The organism is Acinetobacter sp. YH12112, from assembly GCF_013418945.1.
Lineage (GTDB): Bacteria > Pseudomonadota > Gammaproteobacteria > Pseudomonadales > Moraxellaceae > Acinetobacter > Acinetobacter indicus.
The window spans coordinates 26,164-50,551 of the sequence record NZ_VPBA01000027.1 but is presented as its reverse complement, the minus strand read 5'-3'; the positions used below and the strand labels follow the sequence as shown (position 1 = coordinate 50,551).

Below are 24,388 nucleotides of genomic sequence, written 5' to 3'. Positions count from 1 at the left end.
CCTGACGAGAAAGAAGGATGTGTTCACGAGTTTGTGGCATTGGACCATCAGTCGCTGAACAAACAAGGATCGCACCGTCCATCTGAGCAGCACCAGTGATCATGTTTTTAACATAGTCGGCGTGACCTGGGCAGTCAACGTGAGCGTAGTGACGAGTTGGAGAATCGTATTCTACGTGAGAAGTGTTAATTGTAATACCACGTGCTTTTTCTTCTGGAGCAGAGTCGATTGCAGCGTAATCTTTCGCTTCACCACCGAATTTCTTCGCACATACAGTTGCAATTGCAGCTGTTAAAGTTGTTTTACCATGGTCAACGTGACCGATTGTGCCCACGTTAACGTGTGGCTTATTACGTTCAAACTTAGCCTTAGCCATGTTCATCTTCCTTTGTAGATTACTCATGCAGGATCACTGCATGAGCATTAGATTTTAACTATAAAATTAGTTAGGCAATATAGTAATCGAAAGATTACTCGTCGTCACCTTTTTTACCGCCAGACTGGAATTTAGCGATGATGCCTTCCGCCACGTTACGTGGAGTTTCAGCGTATTTAGCAAATTCCATAGAGTAAGTCGCACGACCTTGAGACATAGAACGCATTTGAGTCGCGTAACCGAACATCTCAGCCAGTGGAACTTCAGCACGGATTGCTTTAGTACCGCCAGGTAAATCGTCCATACCTTGAACCATACCACGACGACGGTTTAAGTCACCCATGATATCGCCCATGTAGTCTTCTGGAGTTTCTACTTCAACTTTCATGATTGGTTCAAGAAGAACAGGATCTGCTTTCATGAAACCGTCACGGAATGCGTAAGAACCCGCCATTTTGAACGATAATTCGTCAGAGTCGACATCGTGGTAAGAACCGTCGAACAATGTCGCTTTGATGCCAACGACTGGATAACCAGCAAGGACACCATTCTTCATACGTTCTTGGATACCTTTGTCAACCGCACCGAAGAATTCTTTAGGTACTACACCACCAACAACTTCTTCAGCGAACTCGTAGTCTTTACCAGTTTCAGGATCAAGCGGTTCTAAACGTACGTATACGTGACCGAATTTACCTTTACCACCAGTTTGACGAACGAATTTACCTTCTTGTTCGATTGATTTCTTGATCGTTTCACGGTAAGCAACCATTGGTTTACCAATGTTCGCTTCAACGTTGAATTCACGCTTCATACGGTCAACGATGATGTCAAGGTGAAGCTCACCCATACCAGCGATGATAGTCTGACCAGATTCTTCGTCTGTGAATACGCGGAACGATGGATCTTCTTTCGCTAAACGGCCAAGCGCAACTGACATTTTTTCTTGGTCAGCTTTGGTCTTAGGTTCAACAGCCAATTGAATTACTGGCTCTGGGAATTCCATACGCTCAAGTGTGATTACGTTGTTTTCGTCACACAGTGTATCACCCGTAGTCGTGTCTTTAAGACCTACACACGCCGCGATGTCACCCGCACGAATTTCTTCGATGTCGTGACGGTCGTTTGCGTGCATCTGTACGATACGGCCAATACGTTCACGTTTCATTTTCACTGGGTTGTAAACAGGGCTACCTGCTTTCAGAACACCTGAGTAAACACGTACGAACGTTAAGTTACCTACGAATTTGTCGTTCATGATTTTGAACGCAAGCGCAGAGAACGGAGCATCGTCAGACGCTTCACGAGAACCTTCGGTTTCGTCTTTGTCGTCTAGGATACCTTTGATCGCTTCTACGTCTGTAGGCGCTGGAAGGAATTCAATCACTGCGTCCAACATACGTTGAACACCTTTGTTTTTGAATGCAGAACCACACATTGCAGGTTGAATTTCACCCGCTAATGTACGTTGACGTAAACCAGCTACGATTTCTTCTTTAGAAAGGTCGCCTTCTTCCAGGTATTTGTCCATGAGTTCTTCTGATGCTTCAGCAGCAGCTTCAACCATGTTTGTACGCCATTCTTCAGCTGTATCTTGCAGATCAGCAGGAATGTCGCCGTATTCAAACTTCATACCTTGAGACGCTTCGTCCCAGATGATTGACTTCATTTCGATTAAGTCAACAACACCTGTGAATGTGTCTTCTGCGCCCACTGGAACAACGATAGGCACTGGGTTAGCACCCAAACGTGTCTTCATTTGTTCAACTACGCGGAAGAAGTTTGCACCAGTACGGTCCATTTTGTTAACGAACGCTAAACGAGGTACTTTATATTTGTTTGCTTGACGCCATACAGTTTCAGACTGAGGTTGTACACCACCTACAGCACAGTAAACCATACATGCACCGTCAAGAACACGCATAGAACGCTCAACTTCAATTGTGAAGTCAACGTGTCCTGGGGTGTCAATTACGTTAATACGGTGTTGGTCGAACTGGTTAGCCATACCTTTCCAGAAGCATGTTACAGCTGCTGAAGTAATGGTAATACCACGTTCCTGCTCTTGTTCCATCCAGTCAGTTGTTGCTGAACCTTCGTGAGTTTCACCTAGTTTGTGGCTCTCACCTGTGTAGAACAAAATACGTTCAGAAGTGGTTGTTTTACCTGCGTCAATGTGCGCAGAGATACCAATGTTACGGTAACGAGAAATTGGGGTTTGACGTGCCATGATTTCTAGCATTCCTAAATTTTGTTGTTTAAAACAGGACGCTTTAAGCTGCATAGCAACTTAAAGCGCTTTGATGACAAACTAGTGACAACTAAATTCATCACCCTCCTGATTAGGTCCTGTTTTATCCGCTTAGAAACGGTAGTGAGAGAAGGCTTTGTTGGCTTCAGCCATACGGTGCACATCTTCACGTTTTTTAACCGCTGCGCCTTTACCTTCAGCTGCATCAAGCAACTCACCAGCAAGACGTAAAGCCATAGTTTTTTCAGAACGCTTAGCAGCAGCATCTACTAACCAACGCATCGCTAGAGCAGTACGACGGGATGGGCGCACTTCCATAGGAACTTGATAAGTAGCACCACCAACACGGCGTGCTTTTACTTCAACCATAGGACGAACTTTTTCAAGCGTAGCTTCAAAAAATTCAACTGGGTCTACTTTGTTTTTTTCTTGAACGCGGTCTAAAGCACCGTAAACGATACTTTCAGCAATAGATTTTTTACCATCTTGCATTACGTGGTTCATGAATTTAGCGATTGTTTGGCTGCTGAACTTAGGATCCGGAAGGATTTCACGAGCAGCGACTACGCGACGTCTTGGCATTTTAAAACTACCTATAAATATGACACTTCAGGTTAATCCAGCAGTAGCATAAAGTGTCGTATGCATTCGCTGGCCTTACTATACGTCGCTTGAATATTCACAAAATAAATGCAGAAATCAGACAAGCGAGACGATAAAGGATTGCAGTTCTAACGAACTAAGAGCTTAATCTCGAAAGATTATTTCTTAGGACGTTTAGTACCGTATTTAGAACGTGACTGGTTACGATCTTTCACGCCAGCACAGTCTAAAGAACCACGAACGGTATGGTAACGTACACCTGGTAAGTCTTTAACACGACCACCACGGATCAGAACAACACTGTGCTCTTGCAGGTTATGGCCTTCACCACCGATATAGCTAGAAACTTCGAAACCTGAAGTTAAGCGAACACGGCAAACTTTACGCATTGCTGAGTTAGGTTTTTTAGGTGTAGTTGTGTAAACACGTGTACAAACACCACGACGTTGTGGACAAGCCTTCAACGCAGGAACTTTAGATTTTTCAACTAAAGTCGTACGACCCTTACGGATCAACTGATTTGTTGTTGCCATGTGGCAATTCTCCCGTTAATAAAAAGCCCCAAAAACATACTACTTTTTGAGGGCATGCAATTGTAAGTCAAGATACTAAAATGGTCAATATTCGACAGACCGGCAAATATTGACCATTCCCGCATTAAAGGCTAATTTTACTGCTTTTTAAGGTATTAGGACCTTATTGCGCTTTTTGCTTTTTTGTAACCTTCTTCACTACCGGCTTCTCAGCGTCTGCTTTTTGCGGTTCTGCATCTGTTTCTGGCGGCTCTTCCACTACCGGTGGTGTGTCGTCAAAGTCTTCATTCTCTTCAGGTTCCGGCTCAATCGATTCCGGTGGAATTGCCGGTTTTTGCGGCTCTACCGCAGCATTCGGCTCAACCATTTTATCGGCCAGCTGCTCTAGGCCCTGCTGGATATCCTGATCGATCTGTTCCGGCTCCGGCTTTTCCTCTGCCGATTTTTTCTGGATTTTCACCTTGGAGATGGTGCTGTTTTGCTGCAGCTCAATATCCTGATCCAGCTTCAGCTCATCGACGGCCGGTGTAGCCGCAGCTGGCTGTTCCAGTAATTTTGGTGCGGCCTGTGCCAGTAAGGCTGCGGCTTTTTCATAGGCATCGACCGGGGACAGCTGACTGCCCTTATGCTGGATGAGATATTCACGGGCATGCGAGAACACTTCCTGCGCTTTCTGGTGCACATGCTCGACCAGCTTCCAGCTGTAGGCGGCACTGACCGAGGCTGTCGCTACCGGGGTTAATTTGCTTAACAGCGAGAACTTCGGCATTGAGTTCATCCATTGCCACTTCATTTCGCCCTGCTCATTGACCAGATATTTGCGTAGCGCTTCCATGTCATTGCTGGAACCAACCAGCTGCTGCAGCTGATGCACATCATGGGTTTGCAGCATGTTCAGCACGCTTTTAATGCCCAGCAAGACCGCCTGCTTTTCGGCAATCAGGCCCAGATCGACCTGTTTGAAAATATATTGCACAATGGCCTGGCCTTCTTCTTTATTCAGCTCAAAGCCATACGAACGCCCAACCTGATAGATGGTACGTAACGACATGATCATCGAAACCGGCACATCTACCGCGGTTCCAATCACGCCGGTAGCCCCGGTGATCGCGCCCTGAATCGAGGCCAGCCATTTATTCTGCTCTGCCAGCGCCTGGCTGATGCGTTTGGAACGGTTCACATCCTGGGTCAGTTCCTCTAAGTCACGTACTCCGGCTTCATCTAAAACTGCATCGACCGAACTGATATTGGAGGTGAAGGTATTTAGCTGGTGAAAGAAGTAATCCGACACCTTGTCAGAAAACTGAGGCGCCACAAAATGGGCAAGATTATTGACCTTATTATAATGACGACCTAGCAATTGACGTGAGACCTGCGGCAAATGTGCCTTCAGTACCTGCTGCGGATTGTCATAACGCGATGAATGGCGGCCGAATACCGGGCTGGCACTGCCTTCCACCACCCGCCCCTGACTGCTACCCGCCTCTTCTTTACTGGTCGAACCGGGCGCCACATGCTGAACCAGGTCAATGCCGGTATGACTGAGCTTTTTAGCCACTCCAAACGCACTCGAGAGGAATCCGCCTGATTGCTTATTATTAGAATCTGTCATTCTTGCTCCTCATTTTCTTTCTTAAGATTTATTGCTAAATACTAGGTATAGTCTGCGTTTATCTCAACCTTATTGTGTTTCTTTTGGTTATGTTCACGTAGTCTGCTCCCCAAATCTGGTCATTCCCAAAGAGGCATAGGATTTGCCATAAGAATTCAAAATTCTTTCTGTTATTATGAATCCAATTGAAAAACTTGGGAAATGCACTGGACACCGGCATTTGCGCCGACAGTCTCCAGGGTTGGACCCGATAATATCACCATAAGGGAACTGTAGATGAAACGTGTTGTAATCACTGGCATGGGCATTAATTCGTGCATTGGTAATACATTAGAAGATGTAACCCACTCTTTGCAAAATGGTATTTCAGGCACACGTTTTAACCAGACTTATGCTGAACTGAATTTTAAGAGCCATGTCAGTGCAGCTGCAGAACAGAATTTTGACAATATCGACCGTCGTTTAAAACGCTTCATGGGCGTGTGTGCAATGTATGCCTATAACGCAGCGGCAGCAGCCATTGAACATGCCGGCCTGAAAGTTGAAGATTTAGCTGGTAACCCGCGTTACGGTATTGCCGGTGGTTCAGGCGGCAACTCGACTGCATCTGTGGTTGAAATGGTGGAATTACTGGAAGAAAAAGGCGCGCGTAAAATTGGCCCATTCTTTGTACCACGTAACATGTCAAACACCATTACGGCCAACCTGGGCGTTGCCTTTAAACTGCAAGGCGTTGCGCACTCGATTACCAGCGCATGTGCAACTTCTGCCGATGCGATTGGTTATGCCTACAACCTGATTCAACTGGGTAAACAGGATCTTATGCTGGCTGGCGGTGGTGAAGAAGATCACTGGTCACAAAGCCTGCTGTTTGATGCGATGGGTGCGCTGTGTGCCAAATACAATGACACCCCAGAAACTGCTTCTCGTCCATATTCAGCAGACCGTGATGGTTTCGTGATTGCCGGCGGCGGTGGCTTCCTGGTACTGGAATCGCTGGAACATGCACAAGCACGTGGTGCCAACATTCTGGCAGAAGTGGTCGCGTATGCAGCCAACTCGGATGGTGCTGACATGGTTGCGCCAAGCGGTGAAGGTGCAACACGCTGTATCCTGATGGCGCTGGATGAAGCCAAACAGCATGGTGTTGAATCGATTGACTATGTGAACACACACGGTACATCTACCCCTGCAGGTGACGTGACTGAACTGAAAGCCATGGAACGTGCCTTTGGTGAAGGCCAGGTACCAGCCCTGAGCTCGACCAAATCTATGACCGGTCACAGCCTGGGTGCTGCCGGTGTACAGGAAGCGATCTACTCTGTCCTGATGATGCAAAACGACTTTATTGCGCCAAACATCAACGTGACCGAGCTGGATGAAGGCGCGAAAGGCTTTGATATCGTACTTGAAAAACGTGACGCAAAATTGAATACTGTGATGAGTAACAGTTTTGGTTTTGGCGGCGTAAACGCTTGTCTGATTTTCAAGAAATGGGATGCATAATCCCTAAATAGGATTTTCGATGGATGCACCTTCTGATGCTTTTTTATGGGTAAAAGCATTACATATTATTGCCGTGGTGTGCTGGTTCGCTGCACTGTTCTATCTGCCACGGTTATATGTTTACCATGCCATGAGTGAAGATGCGGTCAGTCATCAGCGTTTTGAAGTCATGGAACGCAAGTTGTACCGTGGAATTATGTGGCCTTCCATGATTGCCACCCTAATTACCGCCCACTTTCTGGTAGATTGGGGTGATGCCACCCGGAACTACCACGATGCCTTGTGGTTTTACCTGAAAGTGGCACTGGTCGGATTATTGGTGATTTACCATCTGGTTTGCGGTTATTACCGTCTGAAACTGATTGGCAATGCCCATTACAAGTCACACAAGTTCTGGCGCTTTTTCAATGAAATGCCGACAGTGCTGTTATTTGCAATTGTGATTCTGGTGGTGGTGAAACCTGTGTTCTAGCTCCATCGAAGAACAGATAAAAAAAGCCTCGTTTGATACGAGGCTTTTTTGTGGGCTAGCGAAGGGTTTCTGACTTGGCATATTGCTCGGTCTGGGCATATTGCTGGTATTTACGCAGCCGCGGTTTATATAGACCATAGTAAGTCACGGTTAAAATCACCAGCCACAACGGACTGACCAGCAGTGCTTTCAGCGTATCCGGCTCCAGACTGAGAATCACCAGTGCAAACAGCAGGAAGGCCAACACCACATAGCTCATCAGCACCCCGCCCGGCATTTTAAAGCGTGAAGCAGCGTGTAACTGCGGCTGCAGTTTACGATAGCGCAGGTAACACACCATAATAATGCCCCAGATGCTAATAAACAGAATCACGCACAGCGAGCTGGCCAAGGTAAAGGCTTCAACGGTATTCGGCACAAAATACTGCAAGGCTGCACCGGCCATAATAAACAGACAGGAGAACAGCAGACCTTTGGCCGGTACTGCCCGTTTTGACAAGGTCGCCAACGCCTGTGGCGCCTGCCGGCCACGCGCCAGGCCAAACAGCATGCGGCTGGTCGAAAACACACCGCTGTTCATGGAAGACATCACCGAAGATAACACCACCAGATTCATAATAATCGCAGAGGTGGGAATACCGGCATGTAAAAACAACGACACAAACGGACTACGGTCTGCCGGAATCTGGTTCCACGGCGTCACCGACATCACCACAAATAAAGACAGCACATAAAACAGGATAATCCGGGTCGGAATTGCATTGACTGCTTTGGGTAAATTCTTTTCCGGATCTTTGGTTTCAGCCGCCATGGTGCCCAGCAGCTCCACCCCGACAAAGGCAAACAGCGCAATCTGGAAACCGGCCAGAAAACCGTTACCGCCTTGTGGAAACATACCACCATGTGACCAGACATGCTGAAAACTGGCAGTGGTGCCATCTGGCGCGGCAAACTGGTTAAAGACCATATAGCCACCAATACCAATCAGGCCTAAGATGGCCAGAATCTTGATCAGGGCAAACCAGAACTCGATTTCACCAAACAGCTTGACCGTCAGTAAATTCAGTCCCAGTACAAACAGCACACAACCAACACTGATCAGCGCCTGCCCCATGGGAGTAAACGTGGTATCTGGTGGCAGCCAGAAACCGAGATAATTGATGATGGCTGCCAGATCGGCAATTCCAACCAGAATCCAGCCCAGCCAGTAGGACCAGCCAATATAGTAGCCCGCACCCGGCCCGATCAGGTCATGCGCCATATCAATAAAGGATTTATAGTGCAGATTGGACAGCAGGATTTCCCCCAATGCACGCATCAGGAAGAAAAACATCAGGCCAATAATCATATAAATAAACAGGATGGACGGGCCGGCCAAGGCAATGGTTTTGCCGGAGCCCATAAACAGTCCGGTGCCGATGGCGCCACCAATGGCAATTAACTGCAGATGCCGGTTGGAGAGTTTGCGTTGTAATTCATGTGGCGACGAATGAACGTCATCGTGACGAGAGGAAGTCATGTTCAATATCCTTATTGTGCCCTGACCCTGCCATCAGCGCAGGCTGTGCATACGTCATCCTGCAATGATGGTCCTGTACATCCCAACAAATCCTATCTTGGGCTGTACGCAGCGTCAGTGGCTGGGAGAGAAAACCAAACCAGATGGCTTATTTCTGTGCAGCGGTCACTGCAATTTCAATCAGCCAGTCCGGGTTGACCAGTTCCGCCTGAATGGTGGCGCGTGCCGGTGTGGCATGGCCCTGCAACCATTCAATCCAGAGCGCATTCACGGTCTGGAAATCGGACAGATTCTTTAAAAAGAGTTGCGCAGATAAAATCCGGCTTTTATCGCTATTGGTTTCGGCCAGCAGCGTATCAATGGTCTGCAGCACTTCTTGCGTTTGCGCAGTGATGTCCTGCCCGGCAGTGGTTTTCGGAATCTGACCCGACAGATAGACCACCTGATTAAATACCGTTGCCGCACTCATCACTTCAGTGCTGTGAATACGTTGAATATCTTGAGAACTCATGTTGTGATCCTGTTGAATAAAATTTTATGCCTGCACCACAAACGGCACCCGGGCGGTGATGGCGCACATCAGCTCATAGCCGACGGTACCGGCTACCTGACTGACCTCATCGACTGGCAAAATGGCGCCACTGCTGGAATAGCCCCATAGCACCACTTCAGCGCCAATATCGGCGTCAGGAAGATGACTGAGATCGACCGCCAGCATATCCATACTGACCCGGCCCAGCGTCTGGCTGCACTGCGAATTGACCAGCACTGGCGTACCGCTTGGAGAAATTCGCTGATAGCCATCGGCATAGCCACAAGCCACTACGCCAATCCGCATGGCTTGTTCGGCAACAAAGCTGGAGCCATAGCCAATACTTTCTCCAGCCTTCAGCTGCTGGACAGCAATAATTTCACTGCGCAGGCTCATGCTCGGTTTCAGGTTCCAGTCCTGAATCGTATGCTGTGGAAAATCGGGCGAACTGCCATACAACATGATGCCGCTACGCATCACATCACTATGCAGGGCCGGCGCATGACGCAGCAGCGCCGCGCTATTACAGAGCGAACGCTTGCCAGGCAGGCCGGCAATGGTCTGTTCAAAACACTGCTGCTGATAGTCAATGCCCGGCGCGCCAAAACGTTCGCCGTCGGCATCGGAGAAATGCATCATGTGGGTAATAGAGGCGACAATTTCCAATGCCTGTAACTGGGCAAAGGCGTCCCGGTAAGCGGCGGGGGCAAAACCCAGACGGTTCATGCCACTGTTCATTTTCAGATAGACATGAAAACGAGCCTCTGGCTGCTGACGCTGGAACTGCTGTAACCAGTCAATTTGATGGGCACTGTGAATGCTAAAGCTTAAGTGATGTTGCTGACAGACTGATAAATCTTCCAGACAAAAAATGCCTTCTAGCAACAGAATATCACCCTGCCAGCCCAGCTGGCGTAATCTCAGTGCCTCGGCCAGATCCAGCAAGGCAAAGCCATCGGCGGACTGAAAAGCCGGATAGACCCGCTCGATGCCATGACCATAGGCATTAGCCTTGACCACGGCATAAACTTGACTATCCCCAGCATACTGCCGGGCAATCTGCAGGTTATGGCGCAGTGCATCGAGATGCACCACCGCCTGAATTGGTCTGGACATCGTTCTCCCTTGAATCAATACCTTAAGCAGCGTAACGTTGTAACGACAAGCCTTCAGTGCTAATTTCCGGTTGCTGCTGCATCACCAGATCACTGATTAACTTGCCCGAACCACAGGCCATGGTCCAGCCTAAAGTCCCGTGACCGGTATTCAGGAACAGGTTTTTATAGCGGGTGCCACCAATAATCGGGGTGCTGTCTGGCGTCATTGGACGTAAACCGGTCCAGAAGCTGGCCTGCGGTAAATCACCACCCGGGAATAAATCTTTGGTGACCATTTCCAGCGTGGCACGACGATCCTGATTCAGACCGAGGTTAAAGCCGCTTAATTCAGCCATACCACCGACACGAATCCGCTGGTCAAAACGGGTAATCGCAATCTTGTAAGTTTCATCCAGAACTGTTGATTGTGGCGCCATGGCTGGATCGACAATTGGCACAGTCAGCGAGTAACCTTTCACCGGATAGACCGGCAGGTCCAGATGCAGCGGTTTCAGGAATTCACGTGAATAACTGCCAAAGGCTAATACATAACGGTCTGCGGTCAGCACTTTGCCATTGACCAGCACGCCTTTAATCTCGTCGCCTTCAACCAGCAGTTTTTCTACATTCTGGTTAAACTGGAAATCGACACCCATCTCCTGTGCCAGTTTGGCCAGCGCATTGGTAAACAGATAGCAATCACCGGTTTCATCATTAGGCAAGTGCAAGCCACCAACCAGTTTATCTTTGGCCGCAGCCAAAGCCGGTTCAACCCGGGCCAGACCATCACGGTCTAACAGCTCATATTCCACACCGCTTTCTTTTAATACTTCAATGTCACGCTGTACGGCATCGAGCTGGGCATCTTTACGGAACAGCTGCAGCGTGCCTTTAGAGCGGTTTTCATAGCTGATTCCGGTGTCTTGGCGTAACTCTCTCAGGCAATCGCGGCTATATTCGGCTACCCGCACCATCCGCTCTTTATTAATAGCATAGTGCTGCGCATTACAGTTTTTCAGCATTTGCGCCATCCACTGTAACTGCCACATACTGCCATCCAAATTCACGGCCAAAGGTGCATGATGCTGGAACATCCACTTCACGGCTTTAAATGGAATCCCCGGCGCTGCCCACGGCGTTGAATAGCCCGGTGAAACCTGTCCGGCATTCCCGAAGCTGGTTTCTTCCGCCGGCCCGGTTTGACGATCAAGCACCGTCACACTTGCACCCTGCTGCGCCAGATAATATGCGCTGGTCACCCCAATGACACCGCTTCCCAACACAATTACACGCATAGACTTGACCTCAAATACATTCCAGTTTATTTAACTAGTATATTTTCGAATCAATAGTGAATTTTGCTATTTTTAGTGGGTATTTTCAGATAATCCGCCCATTTTTTCAGGATATTTTTTGGAATAAAGGAATTTTTAGATGCGTAAATTAGACCGGATTGATCGCATGATTTTGGACATCCTGCAAAACAATGGCCGGATTGCGATTAGTGAGCTGGCGGCCAAGGTCAATTTATCCACCACGCCCTGCTCGGAACGGGTTAAACGGCTGGAACGCGATGGCATTATTATGGGCTATTATGCCCGCCTGAATCCTGAACTGGTGGACAAGAAACTGCTGGTATTTCTGGAGATTAAACTGTCGGCCAAATCGGGCGATGTGTTTGATCAGGTGGCGCGAGATCTGGTGGATATTCCGGAAGTGCTCGAGTGTCATCTGATTTCCGGCGAGTTTGATTATCTGGTTAAAGCACGGCTCAAAGAAATGAGCGCCTACCGGCGTTTACTTGGCGATTTACTGAAAAAACTGCCAGCCTCAGCCTCTTCGCACAGTTATGTGGTGATGGAAGAAGTCAAAGAAAGCCTGTATTTAAATATTGAAGGCTGATGTTTTCGTGAATTACCCGAACCCATCGATGTGATCAGGCACACGGGAAATTCATCCACCGACTGATGAATACAGCATCAGCCGAATGGATTTTTTATGTTAAGCCTGACAGGATGCCAATGCACTATTTAAGTCAGCCACCACATTCGGCAACTGGGAAAACTGCTGAATACGGGCTTTTGGTGCAGCATGATCCAGCTCTTGCATCGTGCCATAACCATATTCGACCGCGACCGCTTCAATCCCGTTATGTCGCGCCCCCAGCACATCATATTCCCGGTCGCCGACCATAAGACATTGGCTGGCCTGCAGCTGTTCCTGCTCCAGAATATAGGCAATTAATTCATCTTTATGGGTCCGATCACCATTCAGCTCGCTGCCATAAATGCCGGTAAAATACTGTTCCAGCTCAAAATGCTCCAGAATCTGCCGTGCATAAATAGTCGGTTTAGCAGTCGCCAAAAATAGCTGATAGCCCTGGAGTTTCAAGGTTTGCAAGGTTTCCGCCACAGTTGGATAAACCTTGTTTTCATATAAACCGGTCACGGCAAAACGCTCGCGATAACCCATCAGCGCCTGTTCCGCCAGCACATCATTCGGTTCGACCTGTAAAATTTTTGCCAGTGAAGCTTTCAGTGGCGGACCAATAATCCAGTCAATATTTTCAGATTCTGGTAGTGGATGACCAATTTTTGCCAGTCCATAACGCGCCGAGGTGGTAATACCCACTTTTGGATCGGTCAGGGTGCCATCCAAATCAATCAGCAGATGTTTAATCATGAATTTTTCTCCCCCTTCGACCGTGAAATACACTCGAGACTTGATTCAAAGTTGCCTATACTAACGTAAATTCATGATTGAAGGATATGGATGTGCGTCCAACGGTACTTTGCTTTTCTGGTTTAGATCCCTCTGGGGGCGCGGGCTTACAGGCTGATATTGAAGCGATTGGTCAAAGTGGCGCACATGCGGCCATTGCCTGTACCGCCCTCACGGTGCAAAACTCGCAGCAGGTGTTTGGCTTTGAAGCCACTTCCAAAGCATTGCTACTGGCCCAGGCCAATGCCGTGGTGAACGATCTGCCAATTCGCTGTGTTAAATCGGGAATGCTCGGCACCACCGACAATATTGCAGCGCTGGCAGATTTCTTGAGAGAACATCCGGACTATTACTATGTGCTGGACCCGGTTCTGGTCGCCAACAGCGGTGGCTCTCTGGGTGATCAGGCGACTTTGGTCAAGGCCTTTGTCGAGCTGATTCCACTGGCAACCTTACTGACCCCGAATACGGTAGAACTGCGTGCCCTGACCGGTGAAGATGATCTGGAACTGGCCACCCAGAAACTGTTTGCGATGGGTGCCAAGGCGGTTTTGGTTAAAGGCGGCCATGAAGATACCCCAGATCACATCCGCAATGCTTTATATATAGATGGTGAACTGATTTCAGAAACCCGTTGCCCGCGTTTAGAAGGCGAATACCACGGTTCGGGCTGCTCGCTGGCCAGCTTTATTGCCGGCCGTTTAGCACTAGGTGATGAACTGCAAGCCGCTGTGAATTATGCTGAAACCTGGCTGTTTGGGGTACTAAAACAGGCAGAAAGTCCGGTACCGAATGGTCAGAAGATTCCAAAACGCTTTTAATCCTTAATATAAAAAACACCTGCCCCATGGCAGGTATTTTTTCGACCTGAATCTGAAGCCCTTTAATCCGGCATATCATCCAGCTGCTGCGGTTCGGCTCGCGGCTGGGTATTCATCCGGTGCCGGAACGAGGCGGAACGTTCATAAGCCTGTTTACGTACCCGCATAATTGAACCCAAAGGTTGATGCGCCTGCACGCCATGCCATGGGTTAAACGACAACACATCATCGGCATAAACCCGCCGCTCCGGACTATAGCTGTCCTGTTTGGGAAAATGTAAGGTACCAATGGTCTGATGCGCAGATTCTTCTTCCGGCCATAACACCGAGGCATCTTCAATGGGCATACGCTCCAGGCTGGTACACAATTGCGCACGCAATACATAATCGGCGCTATGGTGCTTAAAGAAATCGCGGACCAGATCGCGGATGCTGGAGTCATGGCTAATCTGCATTGGAATATTGGTCAGCTGGCGTACCGAGGTCGATTCCGGCGCCACACTGAGTTTTGCCATATAGTCGCCATAACGCAGCGCGGCCATGGTGTGATAGGTCTCGCCCAGAATATGGTTCTGACTGCGCGCCCAGCCTTTTAAAGTCACCGGCACTTCTAAACCGGCTTTATCTACCAGTGCATTTAAACTGCGCGCCATACTGCGCATGCCTTTTAACATCGGATCGGGCGCCTGTTCCGCGCGTGTCACCAGGGGCAGCATCTGCTGGTATTTACGCAGCGTGCCAAAGGCCAGCACCGGAATATTCACCATCAGAATATCCTGGTTTTTACCATCACTCGGATCATCGGCCAGTAAGCGTGCGCCCGGCACATTCAGGATTTTTAAGGCAAAGCCATGCGGTACTGGCACCTGGTCACTGCGTAAATCTCCCGGCGCAGCCGATAAACGCACCATCACATCATAATGTCCTGGCTCGGCAAAAATTCCCTGCGCCAAATGCGGCGGCAACACCGGCACGGTCAAAATACCTTTCAGAAATGCATGTGATTTGGCATGCGCATCGCGGACTGCATGGCGATGCTTGTCAAACACCTGTTGTCGGGCTTGAGCCATATGCTCGATAATATCTTCAATCAAGCGGCTTTCATTCGGCTGTTCCTGTTCAACCTGCGGGGTATACAGTAGATACGGCTCTGACATCGTGAACGCTCCTGTTCCGGCCTGAACATCTGGCAAAAATTGGCTAATATCCACCAATCTAGCAAGCTCAGAGCCAGAAAAATATAGTGCTTATTCAACAGTTCAGGAGAGTTTGGTAAGCGTAGACGACTCAGCTCAACATGATACTTGGGTTCAGTCTTGATGATGTCTGGATTTAAGCTGCGCCACATGCGCGCGCCGGGTTTGCCAGGACGGGTCCAGTACTTCTTTTTCCAGTCGTAATTGCAAACGTTTTAAGCGCATGGCGGAGATGACTTCGGTCTGGAACTCCTGTACGTAATTTACCCAGCCTGCCCCTTGAAATACCTGCTTTGGCATCTCTGTTTTAAATTCGCAGCCCGGCATAAATACCACTAGCGAATGTAAATGCTCCGGCTCCAGCAGATCAGCCAGCAGATGACTCAACACCTGAGTATGTTTGTAATTCTGATGCAAGGGATTCTGGAATTTATAACTCTTTTTATAAATTTTCTGGGTCCACATTTTTTGCCGCGCACTGCCAAAAATCCAGCCCTTATAGTTTTTGCTTTCTATCACAAAGACGCCAAAAGGACTTAATAGCACATGATCAATTTGTGTGGTGCCACCATCCTGATCGGGCAAGGTCAAATCATTAAGTAAAATATAACGCTCATCCAGATGTTGCTTGGCCTGTCGCTGAACAGCCCACTCCCCGATTTTGCCTTTTAAGTCCGGCAGGAACACCCGCAGCAGGCTCAAGCCCAGCAGAACCAGCAACAGCCACCACAGCTGTGAAATCAACATACGCAAAATATTTACATCATGCATTGCGGTTTTATTTTAATGGTGATGATCTTGACCCGACTCTAGCATAAAACGGTGTTTCATTCAGGAATGATAATGCTGGTTTAATTTTCGTTATCAGGTGGATACAGAAAGATTCTATCTACCTGAAGATGTTCAATCTGGTGATCTATTTTTTAATCAACGGATGCTTACTGATTTAAGCTGTTTATTGGCCTGCTGTGGGCGATGCAACACCACAGATTATCCGTATTTATTTTTGCTGTTGTTCCAGTTTTAACAGAATCTCTTTATTGTCTAGTCCACCGGCAAAACCAACCAGTTTACCGCCGCTGCCAATCACCCGATGACAGGGTGCAATAATTGAAATTGGATTTTGGCCATTGGCCGCACCGACAGCCCGTACCGCTTTGGGACTGCCGACCTGCTCAGCAATTTGCCGATAACTGCGGGTTTCGCCAAAAGGAATATTCAGCAGTGCCTGCCAGACTTTTTTCTGAAACTCTGTGCCTTCAAAATCTAAAGGCAGTTCAAAGCTTTGACGCTGGCCTTGAAAATATTCATTCAGCTGTTGTTGCGCATCCAGCAAAATCGGATGATCCAGTTGCTCTACCAGCTCGGCCTGCCGGACCCGTTTGGGATTTTCATTGTCCCAGATCACGGCGACCAGCGCGCTGTCTGTAGCCACCAGTTTTAAACGCCCGACCGGAGAAGGCATATACATAAATGCAAGTTTCATCTCCTTCTCCTGTTCAGTTTTAGTCTAGCTTGATTATGCCGATGAAAGTTTCATCAGCACAAGACCAGAAATAATTAACACTGCCGCCAGCATACGCATGGCCGATGCCGGCTCGCCCAGTACAAAAATACCCACCAGAAAAGAACCGACCGCGCCAATCCCGGTCCAGATGGTATAGGCCGTGCCCAGCGGCAGACTGCGCATGGCATAGGCCAGCAGGCCAAAACTGAGCACCATAAAGAAAATGGTCAGAATGCTCGGGGTAAGTTTGGTAAAACCATCTGAAAGCTTCATAAAATAAGCCCAGACAATTTCAAAAATACCGGCAAAAATTAATACGATCCAGGCCATCACGCCCTCCTCCATTATTCAGATAGAGTCAGGCCGTCCTGACGATTTTTCTTAAAGACAACGTCTTTAAGGGAGGTCGTTCCTCCAGAATTACGGTATCAGTATAGCAAAAATCCACCGCCTGCCAGTAGAACACCGTTGGAGGGGAATAAGCTTCAGCTCAAGAGGGACTGAAAATCACAACCCAGATAAGGCGATTCAAACTTATTCACTTGAGTGAATAAATTGCTTACTGGAGCATAGGTCGTTTCTCCAGCAAGCAAAAGGATGAACCAAAGCCCATCCAGTGTATGGATAAATGCTTTAAAACTTCAACCGTAATCCGGCACCATATTGCCAGCCCTGTTCCGACTCCGTCGCATCCCGCTCAGCTGTCTGGGCCAGCCCTTTATGATAGCCATAGGCCACATCTACAAACGGCATGACTTTTTTGCTGATTTCATAACGCATCTGAAGCCCGGTCTGCAGCTGGTTTAAACCAGTTTTCTGCGCCTGTTCCGATTCATCTGAAAGTACCAGCTTGGCCTGCAAATAAGGCGCCAGAATCAGTTTCTGGGTCAGCAAAAAATCCCGCTCAGTATCCAGACTCAGCTGCACCTGCTGATCTTCGGCAAGGGACAGATAGGCCTCGGTTTCAAAGAAATACGGCGCCAGCCCATGCAGGCCAACCACACCACGCCATTGCTGTGCCGAAGTCTGATCCTCCTGCTGGTAGGCTACACCAGCCTGGATATCCCAAAAATCAGAAATCATCCGGCTATATAAAACCTGTGCCTCATATTCAGCTTGTTGCGACTCGGCCTGCTCGGTATGCAGTTTGAAAAACAGCTTGTTCTCATCAGTTCCGATCCGGCTTTCCAGCTCGGACTGCCATACTCCGCGTCCACCCGCATGCTGCATCCATTTCGATTCCAGCATACTGGACTGATACCACTGCCCGCCATGCTCCTGCCGGTGATCATGCGTTGTTGCCGTTGCAGCCTTCTCCACCGGATGAAGCATGTTCATGGGCTGATGTTGCTGATGTTGCTGATGTTGCTGATGTTGCTGATGTTGCTGATGTTGCTGATGTTGCTGATGTTGCTGATGTTCAGCCTGCATCATCTGCTCGTGTTGTGCATGCATATCGACAGATTTTACTGACGTCTGCGGTACAACTTCATGTTCTGCAGCGTGAGAAGATGGGTGCTGTGTCTGCGCCGATAACATCGGTGTCGCAAACAGCATGGCTCCCAACAAATTGAAACGGGCAAAATTAGTGATGTGCATGTGCATCTCCCGAAGACTGAACAGCAGCTGGCAGCGCAGATGGAGCTGCGGGTAATGAAGCCGTCTGCTCTGGCATCACCTGTGCCACCACTAACTTATTCATCATGCCCGAACTCATGTGATACAGCAGATGACAATGGATTGCCCATTCCCCCAGCTCATCGGCGGTCAATAACGCGCTCACGGTTTTTCCAGGCGGTACAATCAGGGTATGTTTATTTGGCAGGTCGGCAGCGGCCTGGCCATTTTCCAGCTGCATAAACATGCCATGCAAATGCATCGGATGCGCCATCATGCTGTCATTGATAAATTTCAGCCGAATCCGTTCGCCATAGGCCACCTGCAACGGTTCAGCCTCGCTAAATTTCTTGCCATTGATGGTCCAGATATAACGTTCCATCGTGCCGCCCAAACGAATCACCAGCTCTTGCACCGGCGCGCGCGTATCCGGCTGCGGCTTTAAGGCTTTTAAGTCCGCATAGCGAAGTGCTTTATGTCCGGCGGGTGTTGAGGCATTGGCCCAACCTTGAGGGACCGAACTGGCCGAAGATTTTGACTGCGCCTGCGTTGCATGCGATGAATGCACTGCAGGATGATCTTCGGCTACCGTTAAAAATTCAGTCTCTTTAATGGCAGCATGCGTCATCGATGGATGCTGCAGGGTCGAAGATGTGGATGACGCACTATGTACCGCATGTGGCGCAGTACTTTCTGCACCATGAGCAGCATGTCCCATATCTTCCATGGTCAATACCGCACGTGGTCGTGCGGTTGGCATGTGCAGTGGCGGTGGTTGCATGCCCTGTTGCAATAAACTACCAATGGCAAAGCCTGAACGGTCAATTGATTCTGCTTCAATCTGGTAATGGCCGGCTTTTGGTTCCACCAGTACATCATAGGTTTCAGCCGTCCCGATTCGGAACTCATCTACAGGCACCGGCTGGACCGGCTGGCCATCAGCGCTGATGACGGTCATTTTGAGCTGCGGAATGCGTACATCAAAAAACGACATGGCCGAGGCATTAATAAAACGTAAACGCACTTTTTCATTCGGTCGGAACAGCCCGGTCCAGGCCTGTTCCGGTGTTTTGCCATTGATTAAAAACTGATAACCGGTGACATCCGACAAATCGGTTCTAAGCATACGCATCTGGTTCCACATGGAACGTTGCTGCCAGGTCTGTTTCAGGCCCTGCTGTTTCACCTGCTGCAACACATCGGCCAGGGTTTCACGCTGGTTCTGATAATACTCGGCCGACTTTTTCAGATTATTTAAAATCGTGTCGCTGGAAGATGCGTGAAAATCGGACAGCATCACCACATAATCCCGCTCGGCCTGCTCATGCGCAGCCACAGGCTGTTTGCCTTTGGGGTAAATGACTAGCGGGCCATACAGCCCATCCTGTTCCTGACCTTTGGAATGCGCGTGATACCAGTAGGTGCCCTGCTGCCGTAGCTGAAAGCGATAAGTAAAATGTCCCTTCGGCGCAATGCCCTGAAAGCCGTTAAAGCCCGGCACGCCATCCATTACACCCGGCAATAACAGACCATGCCAGTGAATGGAAGAATCGCGATTTTGAAGCTGGTTATGCACATGAATCACCGCTTCATCACCTTCCTCAAATTCAAGCAAGGGGGCTGTGAATTGGCCATTCACACTTATTTTTTTGACAGTTTTTCCGGTCAGCTTGACCGGCTGCTCATCAATATACAGATGATATTCCCGGACTGCGGCCATCGCCCAGGACGATGCGCACAGACATAAGCCAAGCACGATGGCCTGACGCAATTGAATTGACATGATTTATCCTTAAAACAATAAAAAAAGAAAAGTTTTTAAAGTCAGGATAAGGTTTTCGGTGGACGCAGGATTTCCTGCCAGTAGCCGGGTAAATGCTGGGCATGATAGAGATGAAAGTGCGGCTCAGACTCAAAGGTCGGGCTTGCCTGTTCCAGCACAGGGAGCGCAATCTTGAGATAGCTCAGACCCGGCTGGCAATGTAGGGGTGGACAATCCTGACAGTTTAAATGCTGCTCTGGATGATGTACCTGCTCGCAGTCGGGTAACTGTGCAGATGGACTGGTGCTATGATGGCTTGGGTGATGTTGTTCTACAGGAGAATCTGCCTTTTCAGCATGACAAGGTGTAGGTGATGAAAGGGATGATTTCGCACTGGTGATCGCGGCAGAGTTAGACAGTTGCATGGCCGCATGCGCTGGTTGTACAACCGCTAGCACAAGACTGCTCCATCCCATGACAAATGCCATCAGATAGCTGAACCACACCGGTTGTCTGCGCTGTGTATGCAACAGGATTTCCTCCCCCCATAAGACCAAACCCCAGCGTTGAAGCTGCTTAAAACAGCTGAACGCCTGTGCAAACCAGCATAGAGAAATTCACAGTTATACACAATACTTTAAATTTTAAATTGCTGCTGCCGGGAAGATTGTTTTGCATATCAATAAAATAATAAAGTTATTTATTGTGCAGTATAACTCTTAAGCAGAGCTGAATAAAAAGGCAGGAATTTTAGGGCTTTTGCTCAAATAAAAAGGACTCATTTGAGTACTTTTTATACATTTTATGTCTAATTGGCAAACGATTGATGCACAACTGTTTATAAATTAATCCGGTTATCCATACTGTTATCAACATAGATATCCATAGAGTTAATCACAAAGTTATCCACAGGATGCAGATAACTTATCCAGTTTTATTAGGTATTCACTGCACCGACTTTGGCCAGCTCGGCACGCATCTCATCAATCACAGCTTTATAATCCGGTTTGCCAAAAATCGCTGAACCAGCCACAAACATATCGGCACCGGCTTCGGCAATTTCACGGATATTGGCCGGGCCAACACCACCATCAACCTCAAGGCGAATATCACGGCCTGAGGCATCAATGATCTGACGCGCCTGACGTAATTTTTCCAGGGTCATAGGAATAAATTTCTGGCCACCAAAGCCCGGGTTCACACTCATCAATAAAATCTGGTCGACTTTATCCAGCACATAATCCAGATAATGCAGCGGCGTTGCCGGGTTAAAAACTAGACCCGCCTTGGCACCGCCCGATTTGATCAGTTGCAGCGAACGGTCAATATGGTCCGAAGCTTCCGGGTGGAAGGTAATAATATCGGCACCGGCTTCCAAGAAGTCGCCAATCATGCGATCCACCGGAGAGACCATTAAATGCACATCAATTGGCGCCTGAATCCCATAATTTTTCAGGGCCTTACATACGCCTGCACCAAAGGTGAGGTTGGGTACATAGTGATTGTCCATGACATCAAAGTGGACAACATCAGCACCGGCTTCAAGCACTTTTTCTACCTCTTCCCCTAAACGGGCAAAGTCTGCAGAAAGAATAGAAGGCGCAATTAAATATGGCTTGGACATGGGAGACCCTGGCTAAGTATTTGAGTGACTGCGCCATTATAACAAATTGTCCCCGGCTCTGGGGCGGCAGATGGCCACCTGCGGCAAGATTGCAAATCTACAACGCTGTGTTGCAACACGCGGCTTTGTCTGGGCGCTCTTTTCTCTTAGGCTTAAGGCTTACTGAACAGGATTTTTCATGAAACGTTATAGTCATATTGCCACCACACAAGCGGCCCGTCTGGCCAAACGCCTGGGTAACCACTGGAAACACAAATTTGAAGTACAGGAAACAGCACAGGAACTGCGTATTTTGATGCCAAGCGCGACCATTGTGTTACAGCCACAATCTGATGCGCTCTATACCGAAATTATTGCTTTAGATGAACACACCGACCTGAACCGGCTGGAACAGGTGGTGCTGGATCATCTGCAACGCATGGGACAGGAACAGTTAAGTGCTGACTGGCAGCAGGCCGATTAAACCTACTTAGATCTGCTCATTTTACTTCGGCAGATTGCTTGGCTTCAAAGGCCTTGACTGCTTCAATACGCTCCTGCGTGGCCGGATGGCTTTGCAGAAAATCCCAGACCGACTTACCCTGCTCGCTTTCGCCGCTTTCATCTGCCAGCCGTTGTAACAGGTTGGCATAATGGATGGTTGGCACCTGCTTGTGCTGCATGGTGGTTAAGGCATAATGATCGGCTTCGGCTTCAAAATTACGCGAATAACTGGCACCCACCAAAGCCAGAGGCAGGCTGGTCATTAAATCGGAGCCATCACCGGTAATCGCAATCAGGATGACCCCAAAACCTAAACTGGCCAGCGCCTGTTGCAGACTATGCCGCTCGACCAGATGACCCTGCTCATGTGCCAGCACCCCCAGAATTTCCCGGTCATCCTGTGCCAGCTCAACCAGTTCATCGGTCAGAATAATAGTATTGTTGGGAATCGCCACCGCATTGGCACCCAACCGATTCCCTTCTCGAAACAGCAGTTTCGCCGGCCGGTCTTCTGCCACCAATGCCTGATACTGCTGTAAAATTGCCTGCTGGCGCGCCGCACTTAAACGGCTTGGACCCGTCATCTCCAGCACATAGTGTTCTGCTTCATTGCCGACACTGTTCAGGGTGGTTTCCGGTAACTGATTGGCCACCACATGCGAGGCCCACGGAATGCCCCACTTCACCGTGGCAAAGGCCAGCGCCACAATAAAAATGGTGCTAAACAGAATCAGGCTGGGGGTACGCTCCAGCTTCCAGATCGACTGATAAATATTCTTTTGCTGCAGCTGAAACCAGTCCGGTAAAGGCTGCTGAAACTCCAGACGTGCATCATCCTGGAGTTCAATTACCGGCTGGATACGGCCCAATGCGCCTATCAGCAGCATGTCCTGATAACGATAACGGCGCTGCAAGGCAAAGTTTTCACCATACTGAACCCAGATACTGTCTGCATCGGCTGCCAACACCTGAGCAGTATAAGGCTTGGCACTCTGACCATCATAAAACACGGCTTCAACCGTCATCTGTTGCATCAGTGCTTTCCTTATAAAGACACATCAATATCAAAGATATCGCTAATTTCTTCCGCAATCGCGCTTGGATCACCCTGTAACTGGTTCATCAGCAGGTCCGGATCATTGTTTAAATGCAGGCTTAAAGACTCCACCTGATAGCGATATAAACGGATTGCCGCCCACGGCGTCATAAGGCCGAGGGTTAAAATTTTCACCATCCAGTTGCTGAGCACAATCCAGGCATAGCGCCACTGGTTGCAACTGGTCTGAAACTGGCTACGACTGATGGTGGTATTGTTCCAGCTGGTCATAAAAATCCGCGCCAGCATTAATGGCCAGATGAATAAAGCCGCCAGCAAATAGATGCCCATAAAAATCCAGACATACTGCACCGCACTCAGACTGGAAAAATCGGCCAGCAAGGCCAGTACTAGTGCTGCCGCTCCCAACATGCCGATAAACAGAAACAGCGGCACATACATGGCGCGCATATAGGCCGGCCAGTCGGCCTGTAATTTAAACTGTAGCTGTCCCGCATAAAGATGATCGAGGCAATAACGCTTATACAGCCAGATCAGCACCGGGAAAAATATGCCCAGGGTCAAGATATACACCAGAATCCCTTTCAAAAATTCGATATAGGCTTTTTTGCTGGTGCCAGAAAAGAAAAAGCGGCTGTTACCAAATTTACTGTTACGTGCATTAAAGCGGATGGTAGCCCGAATCAGCCAGGGTACCGCCAGATACAGAATCAGCACCCCAATCAGGGTAGCACGCACCGAGTAGTTGGATAACAGCGAAATGGCCAGATAGAGGCCAATCGCAATCAGCCGCCCGATTAAAATCTTGCTCGGCACACCGGTAAAGTCAAAACGGCGCTGGATAAATTCGGTATTGCCATAAAAATAGCGCAAGCGGCGTACTTTGGCCCACGGCGCATACAGTCCCAGCGTGACAATAATCAATAGAATATTGACAATCCAGATGCCGAAATATTCCATGGCAGTGCCATAAAAATGAAAAGGGTGGCGCTGTCCAAGCAGCTGCGGTTCAGGTGAATCAACGACAAGCGCTGGCGGCAGCTGGGTCTGTTCCTCTGCGGTAAAAGTCGGATGTATATCTTGGTTTTGCATATCAGGC

The 24,388-nt window shown here is 48.7% G+C and carries 25 protein-coding genes; 5 read left to right on the top strand and 20 right to left on the bottom strand.

Annotated elements, in window-relative coordinates; all coding sequences use genetic code 11:
* The 5 genes from FTU50_RS10890 to FTU50_RS10870 all read right to left on the bottom strand — a co-directional run.
* Window positions 1-376: GTP-binding protein (locus tag FTU50_RS10890; RefSeq protein ID WP_257223328.1), on the bottom strand; the 376-nt coding region annotated here is incomplete at its 3' end.
* Window positions 377-470: 94 nt separating this feature from the next.
* Window positions 471-2,606, bottom strand: a complete 2,136-nt coding sequence (gene fusA / locus FTU50_RS10885) for an elongation factor G (protein WP_104490194.1) — start codon at window positions 2,604-2,606, stop codon at window positions 471-473.
* 132 nt (window positions 2,607-2,738) lie between these two features.
* Window positions 2,739-3,209, bottom strand: a complete 471-nt coding sequence (gene rpsG / locus FTU50_RS10880) for a 30S ribosomal protein S7 (RefSeq protein ID WP_005179845.1) — start codon at window positions 3,207-3,209, stop codon at window positions 2,739-2,741.
* A gap of 179 nt (window positions 3,210-3,388) precedes the next feature.
* Window positions 3,389-3,763 carry a 30S ribosomal protein S12 gene (rpsL, locus tag FTU50_RS10875; RefSeq protein WP_002050319.1) on the bottom strand — a complete coding sequence of 125 codons (375 nt, stop codon included), beginning with the start codon at window positions 3,761-3,763 and terminating at the stop codon, window positions 3,389-3,391.
* A 163-nt stretch (window positions 3,764-3,926) separates the two neighbouring features.
* Window positions 3,927-5,375 carry an EcsC family protein gene (locus FTU50_RS10870; protein ID WP_180046955.1) on the bottom strand — a complete coding sequence of 483 codons (1,449 nt, stop codon included), beginning with the start codon at window positions 5,373-5,375 and terminating at the stop codon, window positions 3,927-3,929.
* 276 nt (window positions 5,376-5,651) lie between these two features.
* Here FTU50_RS10870 and FTU50_RS10865 point away from each other — a divergent pair, with 276 nt between their 5' ends.
* Together FTU50_RS10865 and FTU50_RS10860 are read left to right on the top strand one after the other, a co-directional pair.
* Window positions 5,652-6,881, top strand: a complete 1,230-nt coding sequence (locus FTU50_RS10865; RefSeq protein WP_005179853.1) for a beta-ketoacyl synthase N-terminal-like domain-containing protein — start codon at window positions 5,652-5,654, stop codon at window positions 6,879-6,881.
* A gap of 19 nt (window positions 6,882-6,900) precedes the next feature.
* The gene (locus FTU50_RS10860; RefSeq protein WP_005179856.1) at window positions 6,901-7,353 is read left to right on the top strand and encodes a CopD family protein; all 453 of its coding nucleotides are present in this window, start codon (window positions 6,901-6,903) and stop codon (window positions 7,351-7,353) included.
* A gap of 55 nt (window positions 7,354-7,408) precedes the next feature.
* Here the strand turns inward: FTU50_RS10860 and FTU50_RS10855 are convergent, their stop codons facing one another.
* The 4 genes from FTU50_RS10855 to FTU50_RS10840 all read right to left on the bottom strand — a co-directional run bounded on the left by FTU50_RS10855 (window position 7,409) and on the right by FTU50_RS10840 (window position 11,796).
* The gene (locus tag FTU50_RS10855; RefSeq protein ID WP_045795523.1) at window positions 7,409-8,872 is read right to left on the bottom strand and encodes an amino acid permease; all 1,464 of its coding nucleotides are present in this window, start codon (window positions 8,870-8,872) and stop codon (window positions 7,409-7,411) included.
* Window positions 8,873-9,020: 148 nt separating this feature from the next.
* Window positions 9,021-9,383: a RidA family protein gene (locus FTU50_RS10850; RefSeq protein ID WP_005179861.1), complete on the bottom strand. Its 363-nt coding sequence runs from the start codon at window positions 9,381-9,383 to the stop codon at window positions 9,021-9,023.
* A 24-nt stretch (window positions 9,384-9,407) separates the two neighbouring features.
* Window positions 9,408-10,520 carry an alanine racemase gene (gene alr, locus FTU50_RS10845; RefSeq protein WP_180046953.1) on the bottom strand — a complete coding sequence of 371 codons (1,113 nt, stop codon included), beginning with the start codon at window positions 10,518-10,520 and terminating at the stop codon, window positions 9,408-9,410.
* Window positions 10,521-10,542: 22 nt separating this feature from the next.
* A complete protein-coding gene (locus FTU50_RS10840) occupies window positions 10,543-11,796 on the bottom strand; it encodes a D-amino acid dehydrogenase (protein WP_180046951.1) in 1,254 nt (417 codons plus the stop codon).
* A 139-nt stretch (window positions 11,797-11,935) separates the two neighbouring features.
* On the opposite strand from FTU50_RS10840, the gene FTU50_RS10835 reads away from it, so the two are divergent.
* The gene (locus FTU50_RS10835; RefSeq protein ID WP_005179867.1) at window positions 11,936-12,403 is read left to right on the top strand and encodes an Lrp/AsnC ligand binding domain-containing protein; all 468 of its coding nucleotides are present in this window, start codon (window positions 11,936-11,938) and stop codon (window positions 12,401-12,403) included.
* 99 nt (window positions 12,404-12,502) lie between these two features.
* Here FTU50_RS10835 and FTU50_RS10830 read toward each other — a convergent pair whose 3' ends face one another.
* Window positions 12,503-13,183, bottom strand: a complete 681-nt coding sequence (locus tag FTU50_RS10830) for an HAD-IA family hydrolase (RefSeq protein WP_045795528.1) — start codon at window positions 13,181-13,183, stop codon at window positions 12,503-12,505.
* Window positions 13,184-13,275: 92 nt separating this feature from the next.
* On the opposite strand from FTU50_RS10830, the gene FTU50_RS10825 reads away from it, so the two are divergent.
* Window positions 13,276-14,043, top strand: a complete 768-nt coding sequence (locus FTU50_RS10825; RefSeq protein ID WP_016659477.1) for a hydroxymethylpyrimidine/phosphomethylpyrimidine kinase — start codon at window positions 13,276-13,278, stop codon at window positions 14,041-14,043.
* Between the two features lie 62 nt (window positions 14,044-14,105).
* On the opposite strand, the gene FTU50_RS10820 is transcribed toward FTU50_RS10825, so the two are convergent.
* The 8 genes from FTU50_RS10820 to rpe form a co-directional block, all read right to left on the bottom strand.
* Window positions 14,106-15,200, bottom strand: coding sequence for a catalase family protein (locus FTU50_RS10820; RefSeq protein ID WP_005179873.1), 1,095 nt, complete (start codon window positions 15,198-15,200; stop codon window positions 14,106-14,108).
* A 153-nt stretch (window positions 15,201-15,353) separates the two neighbouring features.
* On the bottom strand, window positions 15,354-16,010 hold the full coding sequence (locus tag FTU50_RS10815) for a nuclease-related domain-containing protein (RefSeq protein WP_180046949.1): 657 nt from the start codon (window positions 16,008-16,010) through the stop codon (window positions 15,354-15,356).
* A 229-nt stretch (window positions 16,011-16,239) separates the two neighbouring features.
* Window positions 16,240-16,725, bottom strand: a complete 486-nt coding sequence (locus FTU50_RS10810) for a methylated-DNA--[protein]-cysteine S-methyltransferase (RefSeq protein WP_168383797.1) — start codon at window positions 16,723-16,725, stop codon at window positions 16,240-16,242.
* Between the two features lie 33 nt (window positions 16,726-16,758).
* Window positions 16,759-17,076: a quaternary ammonium compound efflux SMR transporter SugE gene (sugE, locus tag FTU50_RS10805; protein WP_005179881.1), complete on the bottom strand. Its 318-nt coding sequence runs from the start codon at window positions 17,074-17,076 to the stop codon at window positions 16,759-16,761.
* Between the two features lie 303 nt (window positions 17,077-17,379).
* The gene (locus FTU50_RS10800; RefSeq protein WP_168384745.1) at window positions 17,380-18,084 is read right to left on the bottom strand and encodes a copper resistance protein B; all 705 of its coding nucleotides are present in this window, start codon (window positions 18,082-18,084) and stop codon (window positions 17,380-17,382) included.
* A gap of 247 nt (window positions 18,085-18,331) precedes the next feature.
* The gene (locus FTU50_RS10795; RefSeq protein WP_180046945.1) at window positions 18,332-20,146 is read right to left on the bottom strand and encodes a copper resistance system multicopper oxidase; all 1,815 of its coding nucleotides are present in this window, start codon (window positions 20,144-20,146) and stop codon (window positions 18,332-18,334) included.
* A gap of 41 nt (window positions 20,147-20,187) precedes the next feature.
* On the bottom strand, window positions 20,188-20,583 hold the full coding sequence (locus FTU50_RS10790) for a hypothetical protein (protein ID WP_160241790.1): 396 nt from the start codon (window positions 20,581-20,583) through the stop codon (window positions 20,188-20,190).
* 479 nt (window positions 20,584-21,062) lie between these two features.
* On the bottom strand, window positions 21,063-21,749 hold the full coding sequence (gene rpe / locus FTU50_RS10785; RefSeq protein WP_075175405.1) for a ribulose-phosphate 3-epimerase: 687 nt from the start codon (window positions 21,747-21,749) through the stop codon (window positions 21,063-21,065).
* A 178-nt stretch (window positions 21,750-21,927) separates the two neighbouring features.
* Between rpe and FTU50_RS10780 the strand changes: the two genes are divergently transcribed.
* Window positions 21,928-22,212 carry a DUF2218 domain-containing protein gene (locus FTU50_RS10780; protein WP_104472524.1) on the top strand — a complete coding sequence of 95 codons (285 nt, stop codon included), beginning with the start codon at window positions 21,928-21,930 and terminating at the stop codon, window positions 22,210-22,212.
* Between the two features lie 16 nt (window positions 22,213-22,228).
* Here FTU50_RS10780 and FTU50_RS10775 read toward each other — a convergent pair whose 3' ends face one another.
* Window positions 22,229-23,266, bottom strand: a complete 1,038-nt coding sequence (locus FTU50_RS10775; RefSeq protein WP_104503993.1) for a M48 family metallopeptidase — start codon at window positions 23,264-23,266, stop codon at window positions 22,229-22,231.
* 11 nt (window positions 23,267-23,277) lie between these two features.
* On the bottom strand, window positions 23,278-24,381 hold the full coding sequence (locus FTU50_RS10770; RefSeq protein ID WP_180046943.1) for a YjgN family protein: 1,104 nt from the start codon (window positions 24,379-24,381) through the stop codon (window positions 23,278-23,280).
* Window positions 24,382-24,388: the final 7 nt, after the last annotated feature.

Bases quoted from the DNA above. Each gene is read 5' to 3' on its own strand.
- fusA (WP_104490194.1), bottom strand. From the start codon at position 2,606: ATGGCACGTCAAACCCCAATTTCTCGTTACCGTAACATTGGTATCTCT.
- rpsG (WP_005179845.1), bottom strand. From the start codon at position 3,209: ATGCCAAGACGTCGCGTAGTCGCTGCTCGTGAAATCCTTCCGGATCCT.
- rpsL (WP_002050319.1), bottom strand. From the start codon at position 3,763: ATGGCAACAACAAATCAGTTGATCCGTAAGGGTCGTACGACTTTAGTT.
- FTU50_RS10870 (WP_180046955.1), bottom strand. From the start codon at position 5,375: ATGACAGATTCTAATAATAAGCAATCAGGCGGATTCCTCTCGAGTGCG.
- FTU50_RS10865 (WP_005179853.1), top strand. From the start codon at position 5,652: ATGAAACGTGTTGTAATCACTGGCATGGGCATTAATTCGTGCATTGGT.
- FTU50_RS10860 (WP_005179856.1), top strand. From the start codon at position 6,901: ATGGATGCACCTTCTGATGCTTTTTTATGGGTAAAAGCATTACATATT.
- FTU50_RS10855 (WP_045795523.1), bottom strand. From the start codon at position 8,872: ATGACTTCCTCTCGTCACGATGACGTTCATTCGTCGCCACATGAATTA.
- FTU50_RS10850 (WP_005179861.1), bottom strand. From the start codon at position 9,383: ATGAGTTCTCAAGATATTCAACGTATTCACAGCACTGAAGTGATGAGT.
- alr (WP_180046953.1), bottom strand. From the start codon at position 10,520: ATGTCCAGACCAATTCAGGCGGTGGTGCATCTCGATGCACTGCGCCAT.
- FTU50_RS10840 (WP_180046951.1), bottom strand. From the start codon at position 11,796: ATGCGTGTAATTGTGTTGGGAAGCGGTGTCATTGGGGTGACCAGCGCA.
- FTU50_RS10835 (WP_005179867.1), top strand. From the start codon at position 11,936: ATGCGTAAATTAGACCGGATTGATCGCATGATTTTGGACATCCTGCAA.
- FTU50_RS10830 (WP_045795528.1), bottom strand. From the start codon at position 13,183: ATGATTAAACATCTGCTGATTGATTTGGATGGCACCCTGACCGATCCA.
- FTU50_RS10820 (WP_005179873.1), bottom strand. From the start codon at position 15,200: ATGTCAGAGCCGTATCTACTGTATACCCCGCAGGTTGAACAGGAACAG.
- FTU50_RS10815 (WP_180046949.1), bottom strand. From the start codon at position 16,010: ATGCATGATGTAAATATTTTGCGTATGTTGATTTCACAGCTGTGGTGG.
- FTU50_RS10810 (WP_168383797.1), bottom strand. From the start codon at position 16,725: ATGAAACTTGCATTTATGTATATGCCTTCTCCGGTCGGGCGTTTAAAA.
- sugE (WP_005179881.1), bottom strand. From the start codon at position 17,076: ATGGCCTGGATCGTATTAATTTTTGCCGGTATTTTTGAAATTGTCTGG.
- FTU50_RS10800 (WP_168384745.1), bottom strand. From the start codon at position 18,084: ATGAACATGCTTCATCCGGTGGAGAAGGCTGCAACGGCAACAACGCAT.
- FTU50_RS10795 (WP_180046945.1), bottom strand. From the start codon at position 20,146: ATGTCAATTCAATTGCGTCAGGCCATCGTGCTTGGCTTATGTCTGTGC.
- rpe (WP_075175405.1), bottom strand. From the start codon at position 21,749: ATGTCCAAGCCATATTTAATTGCGCCTTCTATTCTTTCTGCAGACTTT.
- FTU50_RS10780 (WP_104472524.1), top strand. From the start codon at position 21,928: ATGAAACGTTATAGTCATATTGCCACCACACAAGCGGCCCGTCTGGCC.
- FTU50_RS10775 (WP_104503993.1), bottom strand. From the start codon at position 23,266: ATGCAACAGATGACGGTTGAAGCCGTGTTTTATGATGGTCAGAGTGCC.
- FTU50_RS10770 (WP_180046943.1), bottom strand. From the start codon at position 24,381: ATGCAAAACCAAGATATACATCCGACTTTTACCGCAGAGGAACAGACC.